This window comes from Oryzisolibacter propanilivorax (assembly GCF_900103645.1).
Classification (GTDB): domain Bacteria; phylum Pseudomonadota; class Gammaproteobacteria; order Burkholderiales; family Burkholderiaceae_C; genus Melaminivora; species Melaminivora propanilivorax.
The window spans coordinates 19611-42942 of record NZ_FNHP01000009.1; the positions used below are offsets into that span (position 1 = coordinate 19611).

The window sequence follows — 23332 nt, forward strand, 5'->3', positions numbered from 1 at the left end:
TGCGCAGGCGGTTATGCGCCGGCGTCCAGCAGCTCGACATCGAACTTCAGCGTGGCGTTGGGCGGAATCACGCCGCCGGCGCCGCGTGCGCCATAGCCCAGCGCCGCCGGAATCACCAGCGTGCGGCGGCCGCCGACCTTCATGCCCTGCACACCCTCGTCCCAGCCCTTGATGACCATGCCCGCGCCCAGGGGGAATTCGAACGGGTCGTTGCGGTCGCGGCTGGAGTCGAACTTGGCGCCCTGCTGGCCATCGTTGTAGAGCCAGCCGGTGTAGTGCACGCGCACGTTCTGGCCGGCGCGCGCCTCGGCGCCTTCGCCCACGGCGGCGTCTTCGTATTGCAGGCCCGAGGCGGTGGTGGTGAATGCCATGGTGTGTCCTTGTTTATCGAAAATGATAGCTGGAGGCCCTTGTTCTACAAGGGCTGGAGGGCAAAAACGCTTGAAAACTGCTGCTGGCCGGCGTAGGCTGGCCTCAGCAGGCGTTACTTGCGCGCGCGCGCCGCCGACCAGCGGGTGGCGAAAGCCTGCACGTCGGACAACCGCTTGAGCAGGTCCTGGCCGGTGGGGGTGACGGTGTAGCCGTCGCTGCCGTGGTCCAGCAGGCCGCACTCGCGCAGCTCCTTGATGCGGGTGTTGAGCGTGTTGGGTGTAATGCCGCCGACGCTGTCCTGCAGCAGCCGGAAGGTCTGCGGGTGGCCGTCGCGCAGTGCCCACAGCACGCGCAGCGCATAGCGGCACTCGAGCTTCTCGAAGAGCTGGTTGACGGCGGCGTTTTCCTTGGAGCTCATGAACGCTTCTCCTGGCGCGGGTTGAGGAATGGCCGGGCCCGCCATGTCCGGGAAAACCCGCACATCCGGCCCGTCCGAAAAAAACGATAGCAATATAGCGCGGAAATCCTGGTGCTACAAGTTTGGTAGCTCCTGGCCGGCGTGGGGATTGCGCCAGCGCCGGAAAACGCCTGGGCGCAGGCACGCCCGAGCCGGCGCGCCGCAGGCACAAAAAAGCCCTGGCAGGCAAGGCCAGGGCGGGGTGCCGGATGGCGCGCGGGGCGCGCGCCGTGCCGGGAATTACAGCGAGTCGATGAAGCTGCGCAGCTTGTCGCTGCGGCTGGGGTGCTTCAACTTGCGCAGCGCTTTGGCCTCGATCTGGCGGATGCGCTCGCGCGTCACGTCGAACTGCTTGCCGACTTCCTCCAGCGTGTGGTCGGTGCTCATCTCGATGCCGAAGCGCATGCGCAGCACCTTGGCCTCGCGCGGGGTAAGGCCGTCCAGGATGTCCTTGACCACGTCGCGCAGGCCGGCCTGCATGGCGGCGTCCACCGGCGCGGTGTTGTTCTGGTCCTCAATGAAGTCGCCCAAGTGGCTGTCGTCGTCGTCGCCGATCGGCGTCTCCATGGAGATCGGCTCCTTGGCGATCTTCATGATCTTGCGGATCTTGTCCTCGGGGATCTCCATCTTCGCGGCCAGGATGCTGGCGTCGGGCTCGAAGCCGAACTCCTGCAGGTGCTGGCGCGAGATGCGGTTCATCTTGTTGATGGTCTCGATCATGTGCACCGGGATGCGGATGGTGCGCGCTTGGTCGGCGATCGAGCGCGTGATGGCCTGGCGGATCCACCACGTGGCGTAGGTCGAGAACTTGTAGCCGCGGCGGTATTCGAACTTGTCCACCGCCTTCATCAGGCCGATGTTGCCCTCCTGGATCAGGTCCAGGAACTGCAGGCCGCGGTTGGTGTACTTCTTGGCGATCGAGATCACCAGGCGCAGGTTGGCCTCGATCATCTCCTTCTTGGCGTCGCGCGAGCTGGCCTCGCCGGCGTTCATGCGCTTGTTGATCGCCTTCAGCTCGGTCAGCGGCACCACCACCTGCGACTGCAGGTCCATCAGGCGCTGCTGCAGTTCCTGGATCGGCGGGATGTTGCGTTCCATCACCGTGCTCCAGGGCTTGCCGGACGCAGCCTGCTTTTCCACCCACTGCAGGTTCAGCAGGTTGGGCGGGAATTCCTTGATGAAGGTCTCCTGCGGCATGCCGCACTTGTCCACGATGATGCGGCGCAGCTCGCGCTCCTTTTTGCGCACGTCGTCCACCTGTGCGCGCACCATGTCGCACAGCTTCTCGATGGTCTTGGCGGTGAAGCGGATGGTCATCAGCTTGGCCGAGATCTCGTGCTGCACCTTCATGTACGACGGGCTGCCGTAGCCTTCCTTGTCGTAGATCTGGTGCATCTTCTCGAACAGCGCGCGCAGCTCGTCGAAGCGCGCCAGCGCATCGTTCTTGAGCTTTTCCAGCAGGCGCGTCATGGCCTTGGAGCCGCCCTTGCCGTCGTCGTCATCCTCTTCGTCGTACTCGTCGAAGTCTTCCTCGGCCACGTAGTCGTCGGCCTCGTCGGGATCGGAGAAGCCGTCCACCACGGCCGAGATCACGACCTTGCCGGCCCGGATCTCCTCGGCCATGTTCAGGATCTCGGCGATGGTCGCGGGCGAGGCGCTGATGGCCTCCATCATGTCCATCAGGCCGCCCTCGATGCGCTTGGCGATCTCGATCTCGCCCTCGCGCGTGAGCAGCTCCACGGTGCCCATCTCGCGCATGTACATGCGCACCGGGTCGGTGGTGCGGCCGAACTCGCTGTCCACGGTGGACAGGGCGGCCTCGGCCTCTTCCTCGGCTTCCTCGACCGTGGTGGCGGTGGGCGTGACGTTGTTCTGGAACAGCGTCTCGGCATCGGGCGTCTGCTCGTACACGGCGATGCCCATGTCGCTGAGCATGGCCACCACCACTTCCATGGTCTCGGCGTCGACCAGCTTGTCGGGCAGGTGGTCGGAGATCTCGCCCTGCGTCAGGTAGCCGCGCGTCTTGCCCAGGGTGATGAGCTTCTTCAGCTGCGCGCGGCGCTTGGCCATGTCCTCTTCGGACAGGACGGTCTCGTCCAAGCCGAATTCCTTCATCAAGGCGCGTTCCTTGGCCTTGCTGATCTTCATGCGCAGCGGCTTGACCTTCTCGACCGGCGCGGCGGCGTCGGCGGCGGCGGCAGGCGCTTCCTCGACCTCGGGCTCGCCCTCCAGGTCGGATTCAATGTCCGACAGGTCGGCGTCGTCGTCCAGGTCCTCGCCCTTGTCCTTGCCGCCGGCCTTGCGGCCGCGCTTGGCCGGGGCCTTGGCAGCGGCGGTCTTGGCCGGGGCCTTGGCGGCGGCGCCGGCGGCCTTGGCGCGCGTGGTCTTCTTCTTGGGCTCGTCGGCCGCGGCCTCGTCGGCGGCCGGAGCGGCAGCGGCCCTCGGCGCCTTGGCGGCCTTGGGCGCCCGGGCAGGCTTCTGGGACTTCAGCAGCTCATCGGCGGCTTTCTTCAGTTCGGCGGCGGTCTTGGGTGTGTTGGGCACGGTGGTCTTGGCAGTGGAGGCGGACGGGGCCATCTCGGCGGCGGCCTGGGGCTTGGCAGCCTTGGCGTTGGCCCGGACGGCAGGGGTCGCAGGGGTATCGATGGCCTTGGCGGGGGCGGACTTGGGCGACTTCGCGGACTTTTGAGCGGGCATGGACAACCTCAAGGTCAAAAACAGACACTGCAGAAGGAAACGCAAGCGGCGCCACGGCTGCCAGCGCCATGCGGCGCGGCAAGGGCAGGGCCTTGTGAGATGAGGGGCAAAGCCCTCAGGGGCAAGATGTCCGGGCGAACATTTGGTGTGCAGTCCTTGCGGTAAGGGAGGGCGGTGGTGCGCGGTATGTCACAGTTGCCCAGGCCCGGAGGTGCTGCTGTCGCTCTTGCCGACAAACCCTACATTATACCGATGGCAGCAAAATCAAGAGGGTAAAAATCCATTTGTGTCAAGGCTGGCGGCGTTGCGGCTGTAACAACTCCAGGCGACGCTTTTCCAGTTGGCGGTAGCGCTCCAGCGTCTCGGGCTCGTGCGCGGCCTGGGCGATCAGCGCCTTTTGCTCGTGCGCGATGGCCTCGGCCAGCATGCGGCCCATCAGGTCGCGCAGCTCCCAGCGCAGCTCGGCCTCTTCGCCCTCGGTTTGGGCGTGCGAGCCAGTCATCAGCCGCTCGGCCAGCGCCTGGCAGTCCTGCCCGGCCAACGCCTCGCGCAGCACCGCCCAGGGCTGGGGGCCGTGCTCGTGCAGCTGCGCCTCCAGCCACAGCATCAGCCGGCCGTGCGGCGGCGGCTGCTCGCGCAGCATTGCCAGCTCCTCGTGGCTCAGCGCCTCCAGGAACTGCATGTGCGACAGCAGCAGCCGCGCCGCGTGGTCGATGCGCCGCGCCGGCTGCGGGCGCGGCGGCTGGGCCGGCGCGCTCCAGCGGCCGGAGCGCTCGCCCTTCTGCCACGGCCGGCGCTGCCGGCCGGGTGCGGGTGCCGGGCCGGGCTGCGCCGGCGCGGCCGCGTCTCCGCCCGCCTGCGCCCACAGCGCCGTCAGGTCCGCCACCGGCAGCTGGCCCTGCTGCGCCAGCTCGCCCAGCAGCTGGCGCTTGAGCGCGCCGTCGGGCAGCGCCTCCCACAGGCCGCGGGCGTTGCTCAGCATGTGCGCGCGTCCCTCGGCGCTGGTCAGGTCGCAGTCCTCGCGCGCGGCCTGCAGCAAAAAGCGCGACAGCGGCAGCGCACCTTCCACCGCACGCGAGAAGCCGTCCTCGCCGTGTTCGCGCACGAAACTGTCCGGGTCGTGCTCGGGCGGCAGGAACAGGAATTTCACCGTGCGCGTGTCGCTGGCGTAGGGCAGGGCGCCCTCCAGCGCCTTGCGCGCTGCGCGCCGGCCGGCGGCGTCGCCGTCGAAGCCGAAGACCACCGTGTCGGTGAAGCGAAACAGCTTGTGCACGTGCTCGGGCGTGCACGCCGTGCCCAGCGTGGCCACGGCATTGGCGAAGCCATGCTGCGCCAGGGCGATCACGTCCATGTAGCCCTCGGTGACCAGCGCATAGCCCATGGCGCGCATGGCGGTGCGCGCCTCGTACAGGCCGTACAGCTCGTGGCCCTTGTGGAACACCGGGGTCTCGGGCGAGTTCAGGTACTTGGGCTTGTCATCGCCCAGCACCCGACCGCCAAAGCCGATGCACTCGCCCTTGACGTTGCGGATCGGGAACATCACCCGGTCGCGGAAGCGGTCGTAGCGCTTGCCGTCGTCCTCGCCCACGATGACCAGGCCGGCCTGCTCGAGCAGCGGACTGTCGTACTCGGGGAACACGCTGGCCAGGCCGCGCCAGCCCTCGGGCGCGTAGCCCAGGCCGTAGCGCTTGGCGATCTGCCCGGACACTCCCCGACCCTTGAAGTAGGCGATGGCGCGCGGCGCCTTGCGCAGTTGCGCACGCCAGGCTTTGCCGGCCTGCTCCAGCACGTCGGTGATGGTGGCCAGCTGGCGGCGCTGCTCGGCGGCGCGCGCGCGCTCGGCCGGCGAGGCACGCTCGTCCGGCACCGCCAGGCCCGCGCCCTGCGCCAGATCCTGCACCGCCTCGACGAAGCCCATGCCGGCGTGCTCCATCAGAAAGCCGATGGCGTTGCCGTTCTTGCCGCAGCCGAAGCAGTGATAGAACTGCTTGGACGGGCTGACGGAAAACGACGGCGATTTCTCCCCGTGGAACGGGCACAGCCCCATATAGTTGGCGCCGCTTTTTTTCAGCTGCACGTGGCGGCCGACGACCTCGACCACGTCGACGCGGCCGAGCAATTCCTGGATGAAGGACTGGGGGATGGACACCGGCGCATTGTCCGTCAGCCGCCCGTCCCGTCCTTCAGCCGCGCGTCAGCCCGCTCTGCTGTAATGGCGTGCAACCCGTCTGTTGCCCGTATCGAGAGGACCGCCATGGCCAGCATCTTCGACCAGCACCTGCCGCGCACGCCGGCCAACTTCGCGCCACTCACGCCACTGTCGTTCATCGAGCGCACGGCCGAGGTCTATCCGGATCGCCTGGCGATCGTGCACGGCGGGCTGCGCCAGAGCTGGGGCGAGACGTATGCGCGCTGCCGCCGCCTGGCCAGCAGCCTGCGGCGCGCCGGCATCGGCAAGAACGACACCGTGGCGGTGATGCTGCCCAACACCCCGCCGATGGTCGAGGCGCACTTCGGCGTGCCGATGGCCGGCGCCGTGCTCAACACGCTGAACACGCGGCTGGACCCGGAAACCATCGCCTTCATGCTCGACCACGGCGAGGCGCGTGCGGTCATCGTCGACCCCGAGTTCAGCGCCACCATGGCGCGCGCCCTGGCGCTGCGCACCGGCACTGCGCCGTTGCTGGTGATCGAGGTCGAGGACGCGCTCTACGGCCCGCCCGCGCAGCCCCTGGGCAGCACGCGCTACGAGGATTTCATTTCCGCCGGCGACCCGCAGTTCGCTTGGGAGCTGCCCCGCGACGAGTGGGATGCCATCGCGCTGAACTACACCTCGGGCACCACCGGCAACCCCAAGGGCGTCGTCTACCACCACCGCGGCGCGCACCAGAACGCCGTCAGCAACATCCTGGAGTGGGACCTGCCCAAGCACGCCGTCTACCTGTGGACGCTGCCGATGTTCCACTGCAACGGCTGGTGCTTTCCCTGGACGCTGGCGGCGCGCGCCGGCGTCAACGTCTGCCTGCGCCGGGTCGAGGCGCAGGCGGTGTTCGACGCCATCCGCCAGCACGGCGTGACGCACTACTGCGGCGCGCCTATCGTGCAGAGCCTGCTGGTCAACGCGCCCGACTCCATGAAGGAGAACGTGCCCGCCGGCGTGAAAGCCATGGTGGCCGGCGCCGCGCCGCCGGCGGCGATGATCGAGGGCATGGAGCGCCTGGGCTTCGATTTGACCCATGTGTACGGCCTGACCGAGGTCTATGGCCCGGCCACGGTCTGCGCCAAGCAAGACGACTGGAGCCAGCTGGACATCGGCGAGCGTGCCCGGCTGAACGCGCGCCAGGGCGTGCGCTACCACCTGCAGCGCAGCGCTGAGGTTCTGGACCCCGAGACGCTGCAGCCCGTGCCGCGCGACGGCGAGACCATGGGCGAGATCATGTTCCGCGGCAACATCGCCATGAAGGGCTACCTGAAGAACCCGCAGGCGACCCAAGAAGCCTTCGCCGGCGGCTGGTTCCACTCGGGCGACCTGGCCGTGCAGTACCCGGACGGCTACATCAAGATCCGCGACCGCAGCAAGGACATCATCATCTCCGGCGGCGAGAACATCTCCTCCATCGAGGTCGAGGACGTGCTGTACCGCCACCCGGCGGTGCTGGCCGCCGCCGTGGTCGCCCGGCCCGACCCGAAATGGGGCGAGACGCCCTGCGCCTTCGTCGAGCTGAAAGCTGGCGCCGAGGTGACCGAGGCCGACATCGTGGCGCACTGCAGGCAGCAACTGGCCGGCTTCAAGGTGCCGCGCGCGGTGGTCTTCGGCGAGCTGCCCAAGACCAGCACCGGCAAGATCCAGAAGTTCGAGCTGCGCCAGCGGGCCGGGTCCGGCGCGGCCATCGACGGCTGAGCCCCGCCGCCACGGGATAATCGCGGCCTGCCTTGCGTCGTGCTTCGCGCGGCACCTGCACCGCCGCGCCGTCCATGCCCGCTTCCTCCCCTCCCGCAGCCGCCACCGGCACGTATGTGCCGCTGTGGCTGCTGGCCCTGGTCACCATCAGCGGCACGCTGGCGATGCACATGTTCGTGCCGGCGCTGCCGGACGCGGCGCGCCACTTCCAGGCGGACAGCGCGGCGGTGCAGGGTGCCATCACCGCCTACATCGCCGGGCTGGCGCTGGGCCAGCTGGCCTACGGCCCGCTGTCTGACGCGCTCGGCCGCCGGCCCATGCTGCTGGCCGGACTGGTGCTGTACGTGCTGGGCGGGCTGGCGGCGATGCTGGCGCCCAGCGTGCCGCTGCTGGTGGGCGCGCGGCTGCTGCAGGCGCTGGGCGGCTGCGCCGGCCTGGCGCTGGGCCGGGCCATGGTGCGCGACACCCATGCGCCGGCCGATGCGGTGCGGGCGCTGGCGCTGCTGAACCTGATGATGATGGTCGGGCCGGGCCTGGCGCCGCTGGTCGGCTCCACGCTGGTGGCACTGGGCGGCTGGCGCGCGGTGTTCGCCTTGCTCACGCTGCTGGGCGCGGCGACGCTGCTGCTGGTCTGGCGCCGCGTGCCCGAGACCGCCCAGGCCTCGGGGCGCCTGCGCCCGGGTCGGCTGGCGCGCGACTACGCCGTGCTGCTGCGCTCGCCGCGCTTCGTGGCCTATGCCGTGGGTGGCGGCTGCGCCACCACGTCGGTCTATGCCTTCATCGCCGCGGCGCCGTTCATCATCACCGGCCAGCTGGGGCGGCCGCTGGGCGACGTCGGGGTATCGCTGGCGGTGATCATGCTGGGCCTGGCCGCCGGCAGCCTGCTGGCCAGCCGCCTGGCGCAGCGCGTGGGCGTGGGCCGGCTGCTACTGTGGGGCAACGGCATCAGCGTGGCCAGCGGCGCGTTGTTCCTGCTGCTGGAGCTGACCGGCTGGCTGACGCTGGTGGCGGCGGTGGGATTGATGGTGTGCTTCGTCATCGGCGCCGGCCTGGCCAGCCCGGCGGTGCTGGCCAAGGTGCTGGCACTGGATGCGCGGCGCGTCGGTTCGGCCGTGGGGCTGTACGGCTTCGTGCAGATGGCGCTGGGCGCGGTGTTCTCGGCGCTGGTCGGCTGGGGCGGCAACCCGGCGATGGCGGCGGCGGTGGTGCTGTTCGGCGCCGCGCTGCTGGGCCAGGGCTGCCTGCAGTTCGCGCTGCTGCGCAGCCGCGCGCCGGGCGTCAGGCGCTGACGCCGCCAGCCAGGCGCTGCAGCTCGTCCCAGGTGGCTTGCGCCAGCGGCACGCCGTGCGCCAGCGAGTCGGCGCGCTGGCGGTGGCGCTGCCCGCCAGGCTGGCGTGTCTGCCCGGCATCCGCCATGGCGCTGACCAGCGCCTCGCAGCGCGCGGCGAAGTCCGCCGCGCCGGTGCGCTGCGGATCGATGGCGATGACCAGCTCGCCGGTGCGCGGCGTCTGCGCGCCGGGGTGGCCGCTCCAGTCGAAGCCGAAGGAGAAGTTGCCGCCGGTCAGCGCCGCCGCCAGCAGCTCGACCATCATCGACAGCGCCGAACCCTTGTGCTCCCCGAACGGCAGCAGCGCGCCGCCATCCAGCACCGCGCGCGGCTCGCGCGTGGGCTGGCCGTGCGCGTCCACGCCGGTGCCTTCGGGCAGCAGCCGGCCCTCGCGCGCGGCGATCTGCACGTCGCCGTGCGCCATGCTGCTGGTGGCCAGGTCGAACACCAGCGGCGGCCAGCCCGCGGCGCGCGGCGCGGCGAAGGCAATGGGGTTGGTGCCGAACAGCGGCCGTGCCGCGCCGTGCGGCACCACGCTGGCCATGCTGTTGACCAGCGCCAGCGCGACCAGGCCATGCTGCTCGGCCAGCGGCTCGACGTCGGGCCACAGCGCGGCGAAATGGTGCGAGTCGCGGATCGCCAGCAGCGCGATGCCGTTGGCCCGCGCCTTGGCCACCAGCTGCGCATGCGCCGCCATGTAGGCCGGCTGGGCGAAGCCGTTGCGCGCGTCCACGGCGATGGCGCCCGGCGCCAGGTCGTGCACCTGCGGCACGGCGCGGCCGTCAACCCAGCCGCTGGCCAGCGTACTCAGGTAGCCGGGAATGCGGAACACACCATGGCTGTGCGCGCCGTCGCGCTCGGCCGCGGCGCAGTTGTCGGCCAGCACGGCCGCCACCCCGGCGCTGGTGCCGTGGCGCTCGAAGATGGCCGCCAGGGTGGCGCGCAGGGTGTCGAAGGGGATGCGAACGCGTGGCTCTGATAACGTTGAATTTGCTTCTGTATTCATAGCTGAAAGCCCATATAAATCATGGGCTGGAGGCGGATTTGATGAAAATCTTGATGGCGGGGAAGCCCCGCACCCCTTCCTTTTTCCGGAAGGGGTGACGGCGACCGCTTGCGCAGGTCTTGGTGGCTGGGCTCGTGGGCAGCGGGCCGCGGGCTCGGCTGCGCTTTGGCGGTACTTCGCTGCAGTCCCGCAAGCGCTCAATCGCCCAGCACCACGCCCTCGCGGCGTGGGTCGGCCCCGCCCAGCAGCATGTGCCTGCCATGCACGTCCCCACGCGTGATGGCCTGCAGGCCGCTGGTCATGTTCATCTCGCGCACCTCGGCGCCGCGCGCACGCAGCGCGTGCACCGTGGCGGGCGAAAAGCGGTTTTCCTCGAGCAACGTCGGGCCGTTCAGGCTGCCGAAGTTGGGCAGGTCGATGGCCTGCTGCGGCGTCAGACCCCAGTTGAAGATGCCGTACAGCGTCTTGGCGACGTAATGGATGATGAGCGCGCCGCCGGGGCTGCCGCCGCTCATCAATAGCTCGCCATTGGCCTTATTGAACACCAGCGTCGGCGCCATGGACGAGCGCGGGCGCTTGCCGGGCTCGACGCGGTTGGCGATCGGCTGGCCGCTCGCATCGCGCGGCGCGAAGCTGAAGTCGGTCAGTTCGTTGTTCAGCAAGAAGCCCTTGACCATCTGGCGCGAGCCGAACTGGTCCTCGATGGTGGTGGTCATGGCCACGGCGTTGCCCCGGCCGTCGATGACGCTGATGTGGCTGGTGCCGTATTCAGGCTGCGCCGGCATCGGCGCGAAGCTGGTGGCCACGCCGTCGGGGCGGCCGGGCGGCGCCACGCCCAGGCTGCTCGGGCCGATCAATTTGGCACGGCTGGCCAGGTAGGCGGGATTGAGCAGGCTCATCCAGCTGCCGGCGGGCGGCTGCACGAAGTCCGGGTCGGCCACGTACAGCGCGCGGTCGGCGAACGCCAGGCGCGAGGCCTCGCCGTACAGGTACAGCCACTCGGCCGGCGGCGCCTTGGGCTGCAGGGCGCTGGGCGCGGGGGGCGGGGCGTCCTGCAGCGCGAAGGTGGCGGCTTCGGTGTTGTGCAGGATGCCCAGGATCTGCGCCACGGCGATGGCGCCCGAGCTGGGCGGCGGAAAGCCGCAGATGCGGTATTGCTGCGCGGCCACGCCATAGTCGCTGCACAGCGCCTGGCGCTTCTTCGGCTGATAGCTGGCCAGATCGGCCAGGGTGAGCTGGCCCGGATTGCTGGCATGGCCCCGCACCTTGGCGACGATGGCCTGTGCCACCTCGCCCTCCAGCAGCGCCTTCGAACCATCGCGCGCGATGGCGCGCAGCACGCTGGCCAGCTCGGGGTTTTTCAGCGTGTGCCCGACCGGCCAGGGCTGGCCGGCGGCGTCGAAGAAGTAGGCGCGCGCCTCGGCATCCTGCGCCAGGTATTTCTCGTTTTGCAGCAGCGCGTTCAGCCGCGCGCTCACCTGGAAGCCCTGCTCGGCCAGGGTGATGGCCGGCTCGAACAGCGCGGCCCAGGGCAGGCGGCCGTGCTCGCGGTGCGCCTGCTCCAGCATGCGCACCGTGCCCGGCACGCCCACCGAACGCCCGCCGACCACCGCGTCGTGGAACGCCATGGGCTTGCCGTCGGGTTTCAGGAACAGGTTCTCCGTCGCCGCGGCCGGCGCTGTCTCGCGCCCGTCCCAGGCCTCGACGCGGCCACCGGCGGCATGCAACAGGAAGGCGCCACCGCCCAAGCCGCTGGACTGCGGCTCGACCAGGGCCAGCACCATCTGCACGGCGATCGCCGCATCCAGCGCCGAGCCGCCGGCCTTGAGCACCTGGTAGCCGGCGTCGGTGGCCAGCGGATTGGCGGCGGCGACGGCAAAACGCTCGGCGGCCCAACCGGGCTTCGGGGTATAGCCCGATGAGCCTTCAGGCTGCGCCGGCACCTGGTAGCCGATGCTGCGCGGGGCGGCGGACATGCCAGGGCCGGACGGGCCGCCGGCGCAGCCGGCCAGCAGGGCGGCGGCCAGGGCGGCCGTGAACGCGAGCGCACTGCGCGTCGGGACGGGACGGTGGTGGTGCATGGTGTCTCCTTCTCTGCCATGGTGGGCTGTCGCCAGGCATGGTAGCGCCGGGCGGGCAAAGGAGGGTGCACCAGGCAGGGGCGGCCATGGCAGGGCAGGCCTCTGCAGCCTTGCTGCGGCGGCCGGGCGAATGACCAGGCCGGCGTGGGCGCTTCAGGAGGTGCTGGCCGCCTGATGGCCCTGCGCTATGGGTGCGCGTGTGCGGGCTTCAAGCCTGGCGCGCACCCGCCGCGCCGGCCGGCGCGCGGGCGCAGGCCGGTTGGGTAGGATCAGAACGGCGCGCGGTCGTCCCCGGCCGGGTGCTGACGCTCGGGTGCCGGGGCCAGGTCGCCGTCCGCATCGGTGCCGGAGCGCTGCGGCTGCAGAGCGACCGGCGCGGCGTCGGCAGCGGGCGCCTGCGCGGGGTCGGTGGAGGCAGCTGCGTCGCTGTCGGCATCCGCCGGCTGCGTATCGGCCGCCTCGCCAGCACCCGCCTCGGCGTCCGCGTCGGCCATGGCCTGGCGCACTGCCGCCTTGTCGCCAGCGCCGGCGAACTTGCTGTACTTGGTCAACAGTGGCACCAGCTGGCCATAGATGCGCGGGCTGCCGGCCAGGCATTCGCGCTGCTCGAGAAAATCGGCCTCGCCCGTGAAATTGCCCACCAGGCCGCCGGCCTCGGTCACCAGCAGGCTGCCGGCGGCCACGTCCCAGATCGACAGGCCGGCCTCGAAGAAGGCGTCGGTGAAGCCAGCCGCCACGTAGGCCAGGTCCAGCGCCGCGGCGCCAGGGCGGCGCAGGCCGGCGGTGCGCGGCATGATGTCGGCCATCATCAAGAGATAGCTCTTGAAGTTGTCACCCGGGCGGAACGGAAAGCCGGTGGAGACCAGGCATTCGCCCAGGCGGATGCGCTTGGACACGCGGATGCGCCGGTCGTTCAGGAAGGCACCGCGCCCGCGCGTGGCGGTGAACAGGTCGTTGCGCGTGGGGTCGTACACCACGGCGTGCTCGACGCGGCCCTTGACCATCAGGGCGATGCTGACGCAATAGACGGGAAAGCCGTGGATGAAGTTGGTCGTGCCGTCCAGCGGGTCAATCACCCAGACGAAGTCCGAGCGCGGGTTGCCGCGTTCGCGGCCCGACTCCTCGGCCAGGATGCCGTGCTGCGGGTAGGCCGTCAGCAGCGTGTCGATGATGGCGCCCTCGGCCGCATGGTCGACCTCGGTGACGAAGTCGTTGATCTGTTTTTGCGAGATCCGCACCGCCTCGACGTCCAGCGCCGCGCGGTTGATGAGGGCGCCGGCGGCGCGTGCGGCCTTGATGGCCACGTTGAGCATGGGGTGCAGGTTGGTCGACATGGGCTGGCAAGTGACAAAGGAGCGGATCGGGTGCGCGCCGGGCGATGCCGGCGCGGCAAAGGGGCGGATTCTACCGACGCGGCCCGGCACGCGCCGCCGGCGCGGCGACAATCCCCGCCATGCACACCCGCTTCGTCCTGATCCACACCAGCCACGCCGGCAACGTGGGCGCCACCGCCCGCGCCATGAAGACCATGGGGTTCACCGACCTGGTGCTGGTCGCGCCGCGCTGGGCCAACGTGCTGCGCCGCGAGGAGACCATCCAGCGCGCCAGCGGGGCGCTGGATGTGCTGGAGCGCGCGCGCATCGTCGCCACGCTGGACGAGGCGCTGGACGGCATGGACCACCTGTGCGCCACGGCCATGACGCCGCGCGATTTCGGCCCGCCCACGCGCAACCCGCGCCAGCACTTCGAGATGCTATTGAAAGATGAGCTGGAGGCCCATGCAAACAAAGGGTTGGAGCCCGATTTGACCCAAAAGCCGGCGCCGCGCGGCATCGCCTTCCTGTTCGGCAGCGAGCGCTTCGGCATGGCCAACGAGGACGTCTACCGCTGCCACGTCGCGCTCAGCATTCCCACCAACCCGCAGTTCGGCTCGTTGAACCTGGGCGCGGCGGTGCAGCTCATCGCCTACGAATGGCGCCAGGCGCTAGGCGGCTTCGACACGCCGGCCAGCGCGCCGCAGGGCGACGCGGCCGATGCGGCGCAGGTGGCGGGCATGCTGGCGCACTGGCAGCAGGCGCTCACGGCCATCGGCTTTCTCGACCCGGCCGCGCCGAAAAAACTGATGCCGCGCCTGAACCAGCTGTTCAACCGCGCGCAGCCGACACCGGAGGAAATCCATATCCTGCGCGGTGTCGCCAAGGCCATGCTCCAGGCCGCCCAGGCGCCGCGGCTAGACTGAGCCGCCCGTTTTCCCATCCCCCGGTTCCTCCCTGTGTCCTCGATCCTGTCCCGCCTGCGCTCCGACATCCAGTGCATCCTCGAGCGCGACCCGGCCGCGCGCAGCCGCTGGGAGGTGGTCACCTGCTACCCCGGCCTGCACGCCATCTGGCTGCACCGTCCGGCGCACTGGTGCTGGACACACGGCCTGCGCTGGACCGGGCGTTTCATCTCGCACGTCTCGCGCTGGCTCACCGGCATCGAGATCCACCCCGGCGCGCAGATCGGCCGGCATGTCTTCATCGACCACGGCATGGGCGTGGTGATCGGCGAGACCGCGGTGGTGGGCGACGGCTGCACCATCTACCACGGCGTGACGCTGGGCGGCACCTCGCTGTACAAGGGCGCCAAGCGCCATCCGACGCTGGGTCGCAACGTGGTGGTGGCGGCCGGCGCCAAGGTGCTGGGCGGCTTCGAGGTGGGTGACGGCGCGAAGATCGGCAGCAACGCGGTGGTCATCAAGCCGGTGCCGGCCGGCGCCACGGCGGTGGGCATCCCGGCGCGCATCATCCCCAGCAAGGCCGGGCAGAGCGCCGACGTGGCGCAGGAGGAGGCGCCGGCCTTCAGCGCCTACGGCGTGGCCGCGCAGCAGGAAGACCCGCTGACCCAGGCCATGCGCGGGCTGATCGACTCGGCGCAGACGCAGGAGCACCAGATCGCCCTGCTGTGGCGCGCCATCGAGCAGCTCTCGGCCGCGCAGCACGCCGAGGACTGCGTGCCGGGCGACGCCGCCACGCGCGAGCATTTCGAAGCCCAGCGGTTGAACGACATCATCGGCAAGTGAGCCGGCACCGCTCGGCCGGCGCCCGCCCTGCGGTCAGGCCGGCGCCGTAGCCAGCAGGCGCTGCAGGTGCGGTGCCAGAGTCTGCAGGTTGGCGAAGCTCAGGTCGTACATGGCGCTCAGGCCCGCCGCCTGCTCGTCGGTCAGTTCAGGCGAGCAGATAACGAAGCGCTCGCGCTCCAGCCCCAGACGCTTGCGCAGGCGCAGGTACTTGTCGATGTCACGGCGGAATTCGCCGCCCTTGCATTCAATGACGATGGGCGGCTGCCCGGCCGGCAGGGCCACCACGTCCAGCTCGTGCAGGTCCTCGTTCGGAAACACGACCTTGACGCCGCGCGCACACGAGGTGCCGCCAGCGTGGCCCTGCAGCTGGGCCAGCATGGCCATCAGCGCGTACCACTCCAGCCAGCCCCCATCGAAGAACTGCCGCACCGCTGGTGCACTCTGCAGCGTCAGGCGCACGATCTTCTCGGGCTTCTGATAGTGATAGCGCGCGAAAAAGGTGTGCTCGTACAGCTGGCGGCACAGCTGGGTGATGGCCTGCGCGTCCTTCTGCGGCAGCTGGGCCAGCTCCAGGTTCAGTCCGGTGTGGCTCTTGCGGTAGGCGTAGCGCACGCGGTCGATCAGCTCGGCGAACAGCGCATGGTTGCCGGCCAGCAGCAGCGCCGCGTCGTCGAAGAAGCCGCTGGTGTCCACCAGCGCCGGGTCGATATGCGCCTCGATCTGGCGCGCTGCGAACCAGGCCCGCAGCGGCGCGTGCTGCTGCGCGGTGGCCAGGCCCTGCACGTTGGCCTGGGGCGTGGCGGGTTCGGGTAGTGTTTGCGCAGGAGCCGCAGGCAAGCCGGAGTCGGCCACGGTGCTGGCAGCCTGCTGGCGCAGGCCGTTGAGTTCGCGCGTGACGGAGGCCAGGCGCTTGACCAGCTCCTCGACGTAATACACCGTGCCGAACACGGTGGCGGGCTTGCCGCAGCGCCCGCAGGCGGTCTGGGTATGGACGGGAGTGGTGGCGTCTTCGCTGACGAAGCCGCACTGGTTGCAGCGGTAGATGGGCATGGCGGGATGCGAGTGCGTGGGCCTTGGTCAGTGCCAGGGGCGCGTGCCCCCCGCGCCTCAGGCAGGCCGCTGTGGCAGGAACCGCGCATACAACGCGCGGGTTTCTGGCTCGAAGAACCGGCCCGCCCACTGCTCCGGCAGCTCCGAGGTGTGGGCCCAGCCGAAGAACAGCACTGCATCGTACAGATCGGACAGGCGCAGCTCGGTGGCCATGTAGTCGCGAAAGACCTGCCGGTCCCATCCCGGGTCGCGGAAGGCCTGGGCGATGTACCAGGTCTGCACCCGGGCATTGGCGGACTTGGTCAGTGCGGGAAAGCCCTGCGTCCAAGCGTGCAGCGCCGGAATGCGGGTGGCGTCGCCCAGCCAATAGGCGGTGGTCGCCACCCAATCCACCAGCGCGATGGCCTGGCGCATGTACGGCAGCACGGCGTCATTGTCGAAGCTGGCGTAGGCGCTAAGCGAAATGCCGATCCGCGCCTGCGGCAGGCGCTCGCGCACCAGGGCGACGCCGGCTCGCAGGGCGTCCAGCTCCGCCTGCCACGCGGTCTGGCCGGCACCCGCCTGGACGGCCACCAGGAACATCTCGTCGATCAGATAGACATAGGCGCCGGGCTGCAGCAGGTCGCGGTGCTGTGCGATGTAGCGGTCCAGCTGCTGCGCCGCGTCGCTGACCAGGCGCGGGCCCAGGCCGGGCTGGACGGGAAGCAGAAACAGGAAGTCCAGCATGTTGGTCCGGCCGGACTGCGCAATGGCGCGCGAGGTCTCCAGTGCGCCCACGTTACCGGCATAGCCGGCGTTGGTCACCAGCTCGGCCTGGACCACCTGCTCGGGGGTCCCGAATACCTCGCCTATTAGCCGTGTGGCCGGTACCGGGGGATCGCCGGCGGAACTGCCGCCCCCACCGCAGCCAGCCAGGAGGGCCAGTGCGGACAAATGAAAAAAGGTTCTTCTTTGCATGGTGGTGTTAGCGCCGTGCGCCAGGAAAGACGAGGAGATCAAGCATCAGCCTGTAGTTCAGGAGCGCGGCACGGGCCTGCCGCGCCCGCGCTCAAGGCCGCACGTGCCGCACCGCCGTTTTCGGCCGGAACGCCGCACATACGCTCTCGCGTGTCTCCAGGTACGGCCCGCCGATCAGGTCGATGCAGTACGGCACGGCGGCGAAGACGCCGGGCACCAGCGGTGCGCCGTCCGCACCTTTGAGGCCCTCCAGCGTCTCGGCGATGGACTTGGGCTGGCCGGGCAGGTTGATGATCAGGGCCTGGCCGCGGATCACCGCCGTCTGGCGCGACAGAATGGCGGTGGGCACGAAGCGCAGGCTGATCTGGCGCATCTGCTCGCCAAAGCCGGGCATCTCGCGCTCGCCCACGGCCAGCGTGGCCTCGGGCGTCACGTCGCGCGGGGCCGGGCCGGTGCCGCCGGTGGTCAGCACCAGGCTGCAGCGCTGCGCATCGACCAGCTCGATCAGCGTGCGCGCGATCTCCTCGGGCTCGTCGGGGATCAGGCGCGGCTCGAACGTGATGGGGTTGTGCAGCGCGCGCGTCAGCCAGTCCTGCAGCGCGGGCAGGCCCTTGTCCTCGTAGGCGCCGCGGCTGGCGCGATCGCTGACGGAGACGATGCCGATGTGCACCGGCTCGGGGGCGGGCAACGGGCAAGCGGAAGGGGAAGAAGCGTCGGTCGTGGTGGTCATCTGGACTGGAAAGACAGGCGTGCAGGTGCAAGGCGTCAGGCGTCGCGCGAGCGCTGCTCCTCGGCGGCGTACTCGGCGGCCTCGCCCAGGTGCGTGCGCACCAGCTGGAACAGGTCGCGGTAGGCGCGGCCCTTGCGCGGTGCCAGGCCCTGCGACTGCTCGGCGCGGCCCTCGGTCGGCGCGTCCTTGCGCGCCTGGCGCACCAGCGCGCGGATCTGCTGGCTGTCGGTGCGCGGGAACTGCGCCAGCCAGTCGGCCAGCGCGTCGTCGCTGGCGATCAGCTGGTCGCGCCAGTGCTCGGCCTGGTGCAGCAGCACCTTCTCGGCGGCGCTGCCGGTGTGCTGCTCGGCCAGCGCGGCCTGGATGGCGGACACAGCGCTCTCATCCAGCTGGCGCATCAGCTTGCCCACGTACTGCATCTGCCGGCGCTTGCCCTCGAAGTTGCTGATGCGATTGGCCTCGGCCAGGGCCTCCACCAGCTTGTCGGGCAGCTGCAGGCGCTCCAGCAGATCGGCGCGCAGGGTAAGCATCTCGCTGCCAAGCGTCTGCAGGGCATCGCTTTCGCGTTTCAGGTCGGTCTTGGTCGAGCCGGTCGTGCCCTTGAGCTCGGCCTTGAGCTGCAGGTCCATCTCGCTGCCCTCGGCGACGAACTGGCCCCGGACGAAGTAGCCTTTTTTGGGTTTGCGTGGCATGGGTGCGGGCGGGAGCGGGAACGGAGGGAAAAGCGCCGGCGGCGCGGCGGGACACCCGAGGCGCCTGCCAGCGCCGGCGCAGGGCGACAAGTATCATAGCCGCCGCTATGACCACTGCCCGTCCCCGCGCGCCCCGCGCTGCCGCATCCGCCTCCGCCACCCCTGCCGCCGCGCCCGCCAGCGGCTTTGCCTACACCCGCGAGTTCTTCGAGGGGCTGGTCGACCATGCGCTGGCGCATGCCAGGAAGCTGGGCGCCACCGATGCCGGCGCCGATGCCTCGGAAGGCTGCGGCCTGTCGGTGAATGTGCGCAAGGGCGAGCTGGAGACCGTGGAGCGCAACCGCGACAAGTCGCTGGGCGTGACCGTGTACGTGGGCAAGAAGCGCGGCAACGCCAGCACCTCGGACTTCTCGCCCGCCGCCGTCGAGCGCACGGTGCAGGCGGCCTACGACATCGCCCGCTTCACCGCCGAGGACCCGGTGGCCGGCCTGCCCGACGAGGCCGACATCGCCCCCGAGGATAGCCATCGCGACCTGCAGCTGTTCCACCCCTGGGCCATCGACAGCGACGAGGCCGCGCGCCTGGCGCTGGAGTGCGAGGCCGCGGCCTTCGGCACGCACCGGCGCATCACCAACAGCGAGGGCGCGGGCGTGTCGGCGCAGCAGTCGCATTTCTTCAGCGCGCACACGCATGGCTTTCGCGGTGGCTACGCCAGTTCGCGCCACACGATCTCGGTGGCGCCGATCGCCAGCCTGCCGGGCCGCCACGGCGAAATGCAGCGCGACGCCTGGTACAGCTCGATGCGCGATGCGCGCGAACTGGCCTCGCCCGAGGCGGTGGGCCGCTACGCCGCCGAGCGCGCGCTGTCGCGCCTGGGCAGCCGCAAGATCAGCACGCGCGAATGCCCGGTGCTGTTCGAGTCGCCCCTGGCCGCGGGGCTGCTGGGCGGCTTCGTGCAGGCGGTGAGCGGCGGGGCGCTGTATCGCAAGAGCACCTTCCTGGCCGATTCGCTGGGCAAGGCGGTCTTCCCGCAGCACATCGAGGTCAACGAGGACCCGTTCATCATCGGCGGCAAGGGCAGTTCGCCGTTCGACGACGAGGGCGTGCGCGTGGCCCCGCGCAAGGTGGTGCACGAGGGCGTGGTGCAGGGCTATTTCCTGTCCACCTACTCGGCGCGCAAGCTGGGCATGAAGACCACCGGCAATGCCGGCGGCTCGCACAACCTGACGCTGTCGTCGCGCCTGACGCGCGCCGGCGACGACCTGGATGCGATGCTGAAGAAACTGGGTACGGGCCTGTTCGTCATCGAGCTGATGGGCCAGGGCGTGAACTACGTCACCGGCGACTATTCGCGCGGTGCCAGCGGCTTCTGGGTGGAGAACGGCCAGATCGCTTATCCCGTGCACGAGATCACCATCGCCGGCAATCTGCGCGACATGTTGTTGGGCATCGAGGCCGTGGGCGCGGACGCCTACACCTATGGTGCGAAGACGGTGGGGTCGGTGCTGGTCAACCGGATGAAAGTCGCCGGATCCTGACCCGGGTTTCAGGGTCAAATACCGCGTGAGCCTGCGGAGAATAATCGCAGGCAGCTATGGTTTTCATAGCTGTCTGTGCGCAGGGCAGGGCGGGGCCAGCGCTGCTTCAGGAGCTGGCCGGGGCGTTTTCCATCGCTTGTATCAGCCGCGCCGCTGCGCCTTCCGGGTCGGCGGCCGCGACCAGCGCGCGCACTACGGCGATCGAGCCCACGCCGGTGGCCAGCACCTGCGGGAAGTGCTCCAACGCGATGCCGCCGATGGCCACCTGCGGGTAGTCGCGCGTCAGGCGCGCATAGGCCGCCAGGCGCGCCAGTCCCTGCGGGGCGGTGGCCATTTTCTTGAGCGTCGTCGGGAACACGGCGCCCATGGCGATGTAGCTGGGGCGCACGCGCGACGCGCGCACCATCTCGGCGTAGCCGTGCGTGCTCACCCCTAGGCGCGCGCCGCTGGCGCGCAGCGTGTCCAGGTCGTGCGCGGGCAGCGCGTCCAGGTCTTCCTGGCCCAGGTGCACGCCATAGGCGCCGGCGTCCAGCGCATCGCGCCAGTGGTCGTTGATGAACAGCAGCGCGCCCGTGTCCTGCACGGCCGCAACGGCGGCGCGCACCTCGCGCTGCACGGCGGCGCGGTCGCCCTCCTTGAAGCGCAGCTGCACGGTGGGCACGCCGGCGCGTGCCATGCGGCCGACCCACTGCGCGTCGGGCAGCACGGCGTACAGGCCCAGCGCTTGCGGGCAGGCGGCGAACGCTTCGCCGCCGCTGCGCGGCGTCAGGCCGAAGTCCTGCGGCTCGGTGGGCCACTGCGCGGCGTCGAAGCGCCGGTTGCGCGCGGTCTGCGCGGCCCAGGCGCGGGCGATGCATTCGGCGTCATGCGCGATGAAGCCCAGCTGGCTGGCGGCGATCAGCGCGGCGCGGTAGGCCGGCTCGTCCCCAGTGGACGCCGGCACGGGCTCGGGCGCGAAGCCGGTGAAGCCAGCGCCGTGCGCGGCGACGATGGCGCGCGCCAGGGCCTCGGGTGCCTCGGGCATGTCGGTGCTGCAGGTGTCCATGGCGCCGGCCGTCACGAGGCGTGGTGCCAGAAAGGCGTGCCCAGCACCGGCGTGCTGGCCTGGGCGCTGGCCTGCGGCTGCATGGCGCCGGCCAGGCGCGCGGCGCGGCCGGCGGCGACCGCGTCGGCAAAGGCGCCGGCCATGGCCACCGGATCGCTGGCCTGGGCCACGGCGGTGTTCAGCAGCACGCCGTCGAAGCCCCATTCCAGCACCTGGCAGGCGTGCGAGGGCAGGCCCAGCCCGGCGTCGACCAGCAGCGGCACGTCCAGGCGCTCGCGCAGCAGCTGCAGCGCGTAGGGGTTCACCGGGCCGCGCCCGGTGCCGATGGGCGCGGCCCAGGGCATGACGGCCTGGCAGCCTACGTCCACCAGGCGCTGGCACAACAGCAGGTCGTCGGTGGCGTAGGGCAGCACGTAAAAGCCCTCGCGGATCAGCTCCTCGGCGGCCTGCACCAGGCCGAAGATGTCGGGCTGCAGGGTGTAGTCATCGCCGATGACCTCCAGCTTGATCCACGGCGTACCGAACACTTCGCGCGCCATGTGCGCGGTGGTGATGGCCTCCTCGGCGCTGTAGCAGCCGGCGGTGTTGGGCAGCACTGGCACGCCCAGGCGCTTGAGCAGGTCCCAAAAACCATCGCCCGTCTTGCCGGGCTGCACGCCTTGGCGGCGCAGCGAGGCGGTGAGCATGGCCGGGCGGGCGCGGCGCACGGCCGCCTCCAGCACCGCGGGCGACGGGTAGCGCGCCGTGCCCAGCAGCAGGCGGCTTTCGAAGGCCTGGCCGTACAGGACCAGGGCGTCGGCCTCGGCCGACAGGGTGGCGATGTCGTGGGAATCGGTCATGGGAGCGTGCAAGAAAGAAGCGTCAGCCGCCGGTCACCGGGGCGATGATTTCCACCTGGTCGCCCTCGGCCAGGGGCTGGGCGGCGTAGCGGGTATTGGGGATGAACTGCATGTTCACGGCGACGGCGAATGGCGGCTTGGGCGCCAGCTGCGCGACGGCGTCGGCCACGGTCGCGCCCTCGGGCAGTTCGGCAGGGGTCTGGTTGATCAATACGTTCATGTCTCTGTCATTTCCTGGGGCAGCCCGGACAGCTGCACGAGCAGCCCGAAGCGCTGCGCCAGCGGCGATTGTCCGGTGTGCAGCAGCTCCAGCACCGCGTCCAGCATGGCCGGCGCGATCATGAAACCATGGCGGTACAGGCCGTTGACCTCCAGCACGCGCGGGGCCAGCACGCGCACGGCGGGCAGGTTGTCGGGCAGGGTGGGGCGGCACTGCGTGGCCAGCTCCAGGATGCGCGCCTCGGCGAAGCCGGGGTGCACGGCGTAGGCGGCCGAGAGCAGCTCCAGCGTCGAGCGCACGCTGGCCGGCGACTGGTCGTCGGACTCGATCTCGGTGGCACCGATGACGAACACGCCGTCCTGCTTGGGCGCGATGTAGATCGGGTAGCGCGGGTGCACCAGGCGCGTCGGCCGCGCCAGCGTCACGTCGGGCGCATGCAGCCGGATGACCTCGCCGCGCACGCCGCGCAGCTCGCGCCACTGCGCGCGCGCGCCCAGGCCGCGGCAGTCCAGCAGCAGCTCAGGCTGGCCCGGCTCGCCGGGGGCGAAGTCCTGCAGGTTGCGCGCGCGGTGCCAGTGCAGCTGCACGTTCAGCTGCTGCATGGCGGCGGCCAGCGCGGTGAGCAATTGGCGGTTGTCCAGCTGGCCCTCGCCGGGCAGGTACAGGCCCTGGTGGAAGCGGCCGGCGACGCCGGGCTCCAGTTCGGCCACGCCGGCACCGTCCAGCACCTGCAAGGCGGGCAGGCCGGCCACGCTGTCTTGCGTGCGCGCCAGCGTCTGGCGCAGGCGCGCGGCATCGGCGGCGTCCTGGCGGTGCCACAGGATCAGCGTGCCGTTTTGCTGGAAGAACACCGGCTCGGGTAGCTCGGCCAGCAGTTCGGGCCAGCGTGCCAGGCCATGCTGGCCCATGCGCACCACGCCCGGCTCGGTGATGGCGGATTCGGCCAGCGGCGCCAGCATGGCGGCGGCCACGCGCGCGGCGCTGCCTTCGGCGTCAGGGCCGCCGATGCCGTGCACCGCGACGCGGTGGCCGCGCCGCGCCAGCTGCACGGCCAGCAGCCGGCCCATCAGGCCGGCGCCGAGGATGGCGATGGAGCGCGGGGTGTCGAGGGAGGGAAGCAGATGGGGCAGGGTGTGCATCGCGGTCTTGTGGTCTGGCCGGGGCCGTCGGGAACAAAACAGGCGCAGGGCGCACCTTCGTGAAAGCTCCCCACGCCAGCATGACCTGGATCGGGTTGGAGGGTGTTTCTCAGCCATCGCGCCGAAGCGGTGGCACCCCTGTTTCGTTCGAAGGCGCGATTACAGCACAGCGCCATTGGCCTTGGGCCTGACGTGGAGCCGGGGCGGTGCGCGGTGCCC

Annotated in this window: 20 protein-coding genes; 5 read left to right on the forward strand and 15 right to left on the reverse strand. The window is 70.4% G+C overall.

The annotated features are described in order from the left end of the window. Positions 1 to 11: 11 nt before the first annotated feature. The 4 genes from BLQ61_RS13750 to dnaG all read right to left on the reverse strand — a co-directional run bounded on the left by BLQ61_RS13750 (position 12) and on the right by dnaG (position 5675). Positions 12 to 371 (reverse strand): FKBP-type peptidyl-prolyl cis-trans isomerase, encoded by a 360-nt coding sequence (locus BLQ61_RS13750; protein ID WP_091571429.1) that lies wholly within the window; start codon positions 369 to 371, stop codon positions 12 to 14. A gap of 113 nt (positions 372 to 484) precedes the next feature. Then, the gene (locus BLQ61_RS13755) at positions 485 to 790 is read right to left on the reverse strand and encodes a winged helix-turn-helix transcriptional regulator (protein ID WP_091571432.1); all 306 of its coding nucleotides are present in this window, start codon (positions 788 to 790) and stop codon (positions 485 to 487) included. A 279-nt stretch (positions 791 to 1069) separates the two neighbouring features. Continuing rightward, positions 1070 to 3526, reverse strand: coding sequence for an RNA polymerase sigma factor RpoD (gene rpoD, locus BLQ61_RS13760; RefSeq protein ID WP_091571436.1), 2457 nt, complete (start codon positions 3524 to 3526; stop codon positions 1070 to 1072). Positions 3527 to 3815: 289 nt separating this feature from the next. After that, positions 3816 to 5675: a DNA primase gene (gene dnaG / locus BLQ61_RS13765; protein WP_091571439.1), complete on the reverse strand. Its 1860-nt coding sequence runs from the start codon at positions 5673 to 5675 to the stop codon at positions 3816 to 3818. Between the two features lie 105 nt (positions 5676 to 5780). Between dnaG and BLQ61_RS13770 the strand changes: the two genes are divergently transcribed. Both BLQ61_RS13770 and BLQ61_RS13775 read left to right on the forward strand, forming a co-directional pair. After that, on the forward strand, positions 5781 to 7427 hold the full coding sequence (locus tag BLQ61_RS13770; RefSeq protein ID WP_091571443.1) for an acyl-CoA synthetase: 1647 nt from the start codon (positions 5781 to 5783) through the stop codon (positions 7425 to 7427). A 74-nt stretch (positions 7428 to 7501) separates the two neighbouring features. Further along, positions 7502 to 8716, forward strand: a complete 1215-nt coding sequence (locus tag BLQ61_RS13775) for a multidrug effflux MFS transporter (RefSeq protein WP_091571446.1) — start codon at positions 7502 to 7504, stop codon at positions 8714 to 8716. On the opposite strand, the gene BLQ61_RS13780 is transcribed toward BLQ61_RS13775, so the two are convergent. The 3 genes from BLQ61_RS13780 to BLQ61_RS13790 form a co-directional block, all read right to left on the reverse strand. Then, positions 8706 to 9761, reverse strand: a complete 1056-nt coding sequence (locus BLQ61_RS13780; RefSeq protein ID WP_091571449.1) for an Ldh family oxidoreductase — start codon at positions 9759 to 9761, stop codon at positions 8706 to 8708. The genes BLQ61_RS13775 and BLQ61_RS13780 overlap by 11 nt on opposite strands. 197 nt (positions 9762 to 9958) lie before the next feature. After that, positions 9959 to 11842 carry a gamma-glutamyltransferase family protein gene (locus BLQ61_RS13785; protein ID WP_175488303.1) on the reverse strand — a complete coding sequence of 628 codons (1884 nt, stop codon included), beginning with the start codon at positions 11840 to 11842 and terminating at the stop codon, positions 9959 to 9961. Between the two features lie 269 nt (positions 11843 to 12111). Next, on the reverse strand, positions 12112 to 13176 hold the full coding sequence (locus BLQ61_RS13790) for an inositol monophosphatase family protein (protein ID WP_091571452.1): 1065 nt from the start codon (positions 13174 to 13176) through the stop codon (positions 12112 to 12114). A 119-nt stretch (positions 13177 to 13295) separates the two neighbouring features. On the opposite strand from BLQ61_RS13790, the gene BLQ61_RS13795 reads away from it, so the two are divergent. Both BLQ61_RS13795 and cysE read left to right on the forward strand, forming a co-directional pair. Beyond that, positions 13296 to 14081, forward strand: a complete 786-nt coding sequence (locus tag BLQ61_RS13795; protein WP_091571454.1) for an RNA methyltransferase — start codon at positions 13296 to 13298, stop codon at positions 14079 to 14081. A 42-nt stretch (positions 14082 to 14123) separates the two neighbouring features. After that, a complete protein-coding gene (gene cysE, locus BLQ61_RS13800) occupies positions 14124 to 14903 on the forward strand; it encodes a serine O-acetyltransferase (protein WP_091571742.1) in 780 nt (259 codons plus the stop codon). Positions 14904 to 14936: 33 nt separating this feature from the next. Here cysE and BLQ61_RS13805 read toward each other — a convergent pair whose 3' ends face one another. The 4 genes from BLQ61_RS13805 to yjgA form a co-directional block, all read right to left on the reverse strand. Further along, positions 14937 to 15953, reverse strand: a complete 1017-nt coding sequence (locus tag BLQ61_RS13805; protein WP_091571457.1) for a PDDEXK family nuclease — start codon at positions 15951 to 15953, stop codon at positions 14937 to 14939. A 57-nt stretch (positions 15954 to 16010) separates the two neighbouring features. Then, entirely contained in the window at positions 16011 to 16775 is a 765-nt protein-coding gene (locus BLQ61_RS13810) for a hypothetical protein (protein ID WP_091571460.1), read from the reverse strand. A 226-nt stretch (positions 16776 to 17001) separates the two neighbouring features. Beyond that, a complete protein-coding gene (mog, locus tag BLQ61_RS13815) occupies positions 17002 to 17640 on the reverse strand; it encodes a molybdopterin adenylyltransferase (protein WP_091571463.1) in 639 nt (212 codons plus the stop codon). A gap of 35 nt (positions 17641 to 17675) precedes the next feature. After that, positions 17676 to 18332 carry a ribosome biogenesis factor YjgA gene (gene yjgA, locus BLQ61_RS13820; protein ID WP_091571465.1) on the reverse strand — a complete coding sequence of 219 codons (657 nt, stop codon included), beginning with the start codon at positions 18330 to 18332 and terminating at the stop codon, positions 17676 to 17678. A gap of 107 nt (positions 18333 to 18439) precedes the next feature. On the opposite strand from yjgA, the gene pmbA reads away from it, so the two are divergent. After that, entirely contained in the window at positions 18440 to 19870 is a 1431-nt protein-coding gene (gene pmbA / locus BLQ61_RS13825) for a metalloprotease PmbA (protein WP_091571469.1), read from the forward strand. A gap of 106 nt (positions 19871 to 19976) precedes the next feature. Here pmbA and thiE read toward each other — a convergent pair whose 3' ends face one another. From thiE to BLQ61_RS13845, 4 genes are read right to left on the reverse strand one after another with little or no spacing between them, the layout of a single operon-like run. Further along, positions 19977 to 20894, reverse strand: a complete 918-nt coding sequence (gene thiE / locus BLQ61_RS13830; protein ID WP_091571744.1) for a thiamine phosphate synthase — start codon at positions 20892 to 20894, stop codon at positions 19977 to 19979. 32 nt (positions 20895 to 20926) lie between these two features. Next, positions 20927 to 21754, reverse strand: a complete 828-nt coding sequence (locus BLQ61_RS13835; protein WP_091571475.1) for a thiazole synthase — start codon at positions 21752 to 21754, stop codon at positions 20927 to 20929. 22 nt (positions 21755 to 21776) lie between these two features. Beyond that, positions 21777 to 21974 (reverse strand): sulfur carrier protein ThiS, encoded by a 198-nt coding sequence (gene thiS, locus BLQ61_RS13840; RefSeq protein ID WP_091571479.1) that lies wholly within the window; start codon positions 21972 to 21974, stop codon positions 21777 to 21779. After that, positions 21971 to 23113 carry an FAD-dependent oxidoreductase gene (locus tag BLQ61_RS13845; protein ID WP_091571484.1) on the reverse strand — a complete coding sequence of 381 codons (1143 nt, stop codon included), beginning with the start codon at positions 23111 to 23113 and terminating at the stop codon, positions 21971 to 21973. The genes thiS and BLQ61_RS13845 overlap by 4 nt, the downstream gene beginning before the upstream one ends. Between the last annotated feature and the right edge of the window lie 219 nt (positions 23114 to 23332).

Coding starts and splice junctions, on each gene's coding strand:
- BLQ61_RS13770 (WP_091571443.1), top strand. CDS start 5,781: ATGGCCAGCATCTTCGACCAGCACCTGCCGCGCACGCCGGCCAACTTC.
- thiE (WP_091571744.1), bottom strand. CDS start 20,894: ATGCCCGAGGCACCCGAGGCCCTGGCGCGCGCCATCGTCGCCGCGCAC.
- BLQ61_RS13750 (WP_091571429.1), bottom strand. CDS start 371: ATGGCATTCACCACCACCGCCTCGGGCCTGCAATACGAAGACGCCGCC.
- thiS (WP_091571479.1), bottom strand. CDS start 21,974: ATGAACGTATTGATCAACCAGACCCCTGCCGAACTGCCCGAGGGCGCG.
- BLQ61_RS13805 (WP_091571457.1), bottom strand. CDS start 15,953: ATGCCCATCTACCGCTGCAACCAGTGCGGCTTCGTCAGCGAAGACGCC.
- BLQ61_RS13755 (WP_091571432.1), bottom strand. CDS start 790: ATGAGCTCCAAGGAAAACGCCGCCGTCAACCAGCTCTTCGAGAAGCTC.
- BLQ61_RS13785 (WP_175488303.1), bottom strand. CDS start 11,842: ATGCACCACCACCGTCCCGTCCCGACGCGCAGTGCGCTCGCGTTCACG.
- pmbA (WP_091571469.1), top strand. CDS start 18,440: ATGACCACTGCCCGTCCCCGCGCGCCCCGCGCTGCCGCATCCGCCTCC.
- BLQ61_RS13795 (WP_091571454.1), top strand. CDS start 13,296: ATGCACACCCGCTTCGTCCTGATCCACACCAGCCACGCCGGCAACGTG.
- BLQ61_RS13775 (WP_091571446.1), top strand. CDS start 7,502: ATGCCCGCTTCCTCCCCTCCCGCAGCCGCCACCGGCACGTATGTGCCG.
- BLQ61_RS13835 (WP_091571475.1), bottom strand. CDS start 21,754: ATGACCGATTCCCACGACATCGCCACCCTGTCGGCCGAGGCCGACGCC.
- BLQ61_RS13845 (WP_091571484.1), bottom strand. CDS start 23,113: ATGCACACCCTGCCCCATCTGCTTCCCTCCCTCGACACCCCGCGCTCC.
- rpoD (WP_091571436.1), bottom strand. CDS start 3,526: ATGCCCGCTCAAAAGTCCGCGAAGTCGCCCAAGTCCGCCCCCGCCAAG.
- BLQ61_RS13790 (WP_091571452.1), bottom strand. CDS start 13,176: ATGTCGACCAACCTGCACCCCATGCTCAACGTGGCCATCAAGGCCGCA.
- BLQ61_RS13780 (WP_091571449.1), bottom strand. CDS start 9,761: ATGAATACAGAAGCAAATTCAACGTTATCAGAGCCACGCGTTCGCATC.
- mog (WP_091571463.1), bottom strand. CDS start 17,640: ATGACCACCACGACCGACGCTTCTTCCCCTTCCGCTTGCCCGTTGCCC.
- yjgA (WP_091571465.1), bottom strand. CDS start 18,332: ATGCCACGCAAACCCAAAAAAGGCTACTTCGTCCGGGGCCAGTTCGTC.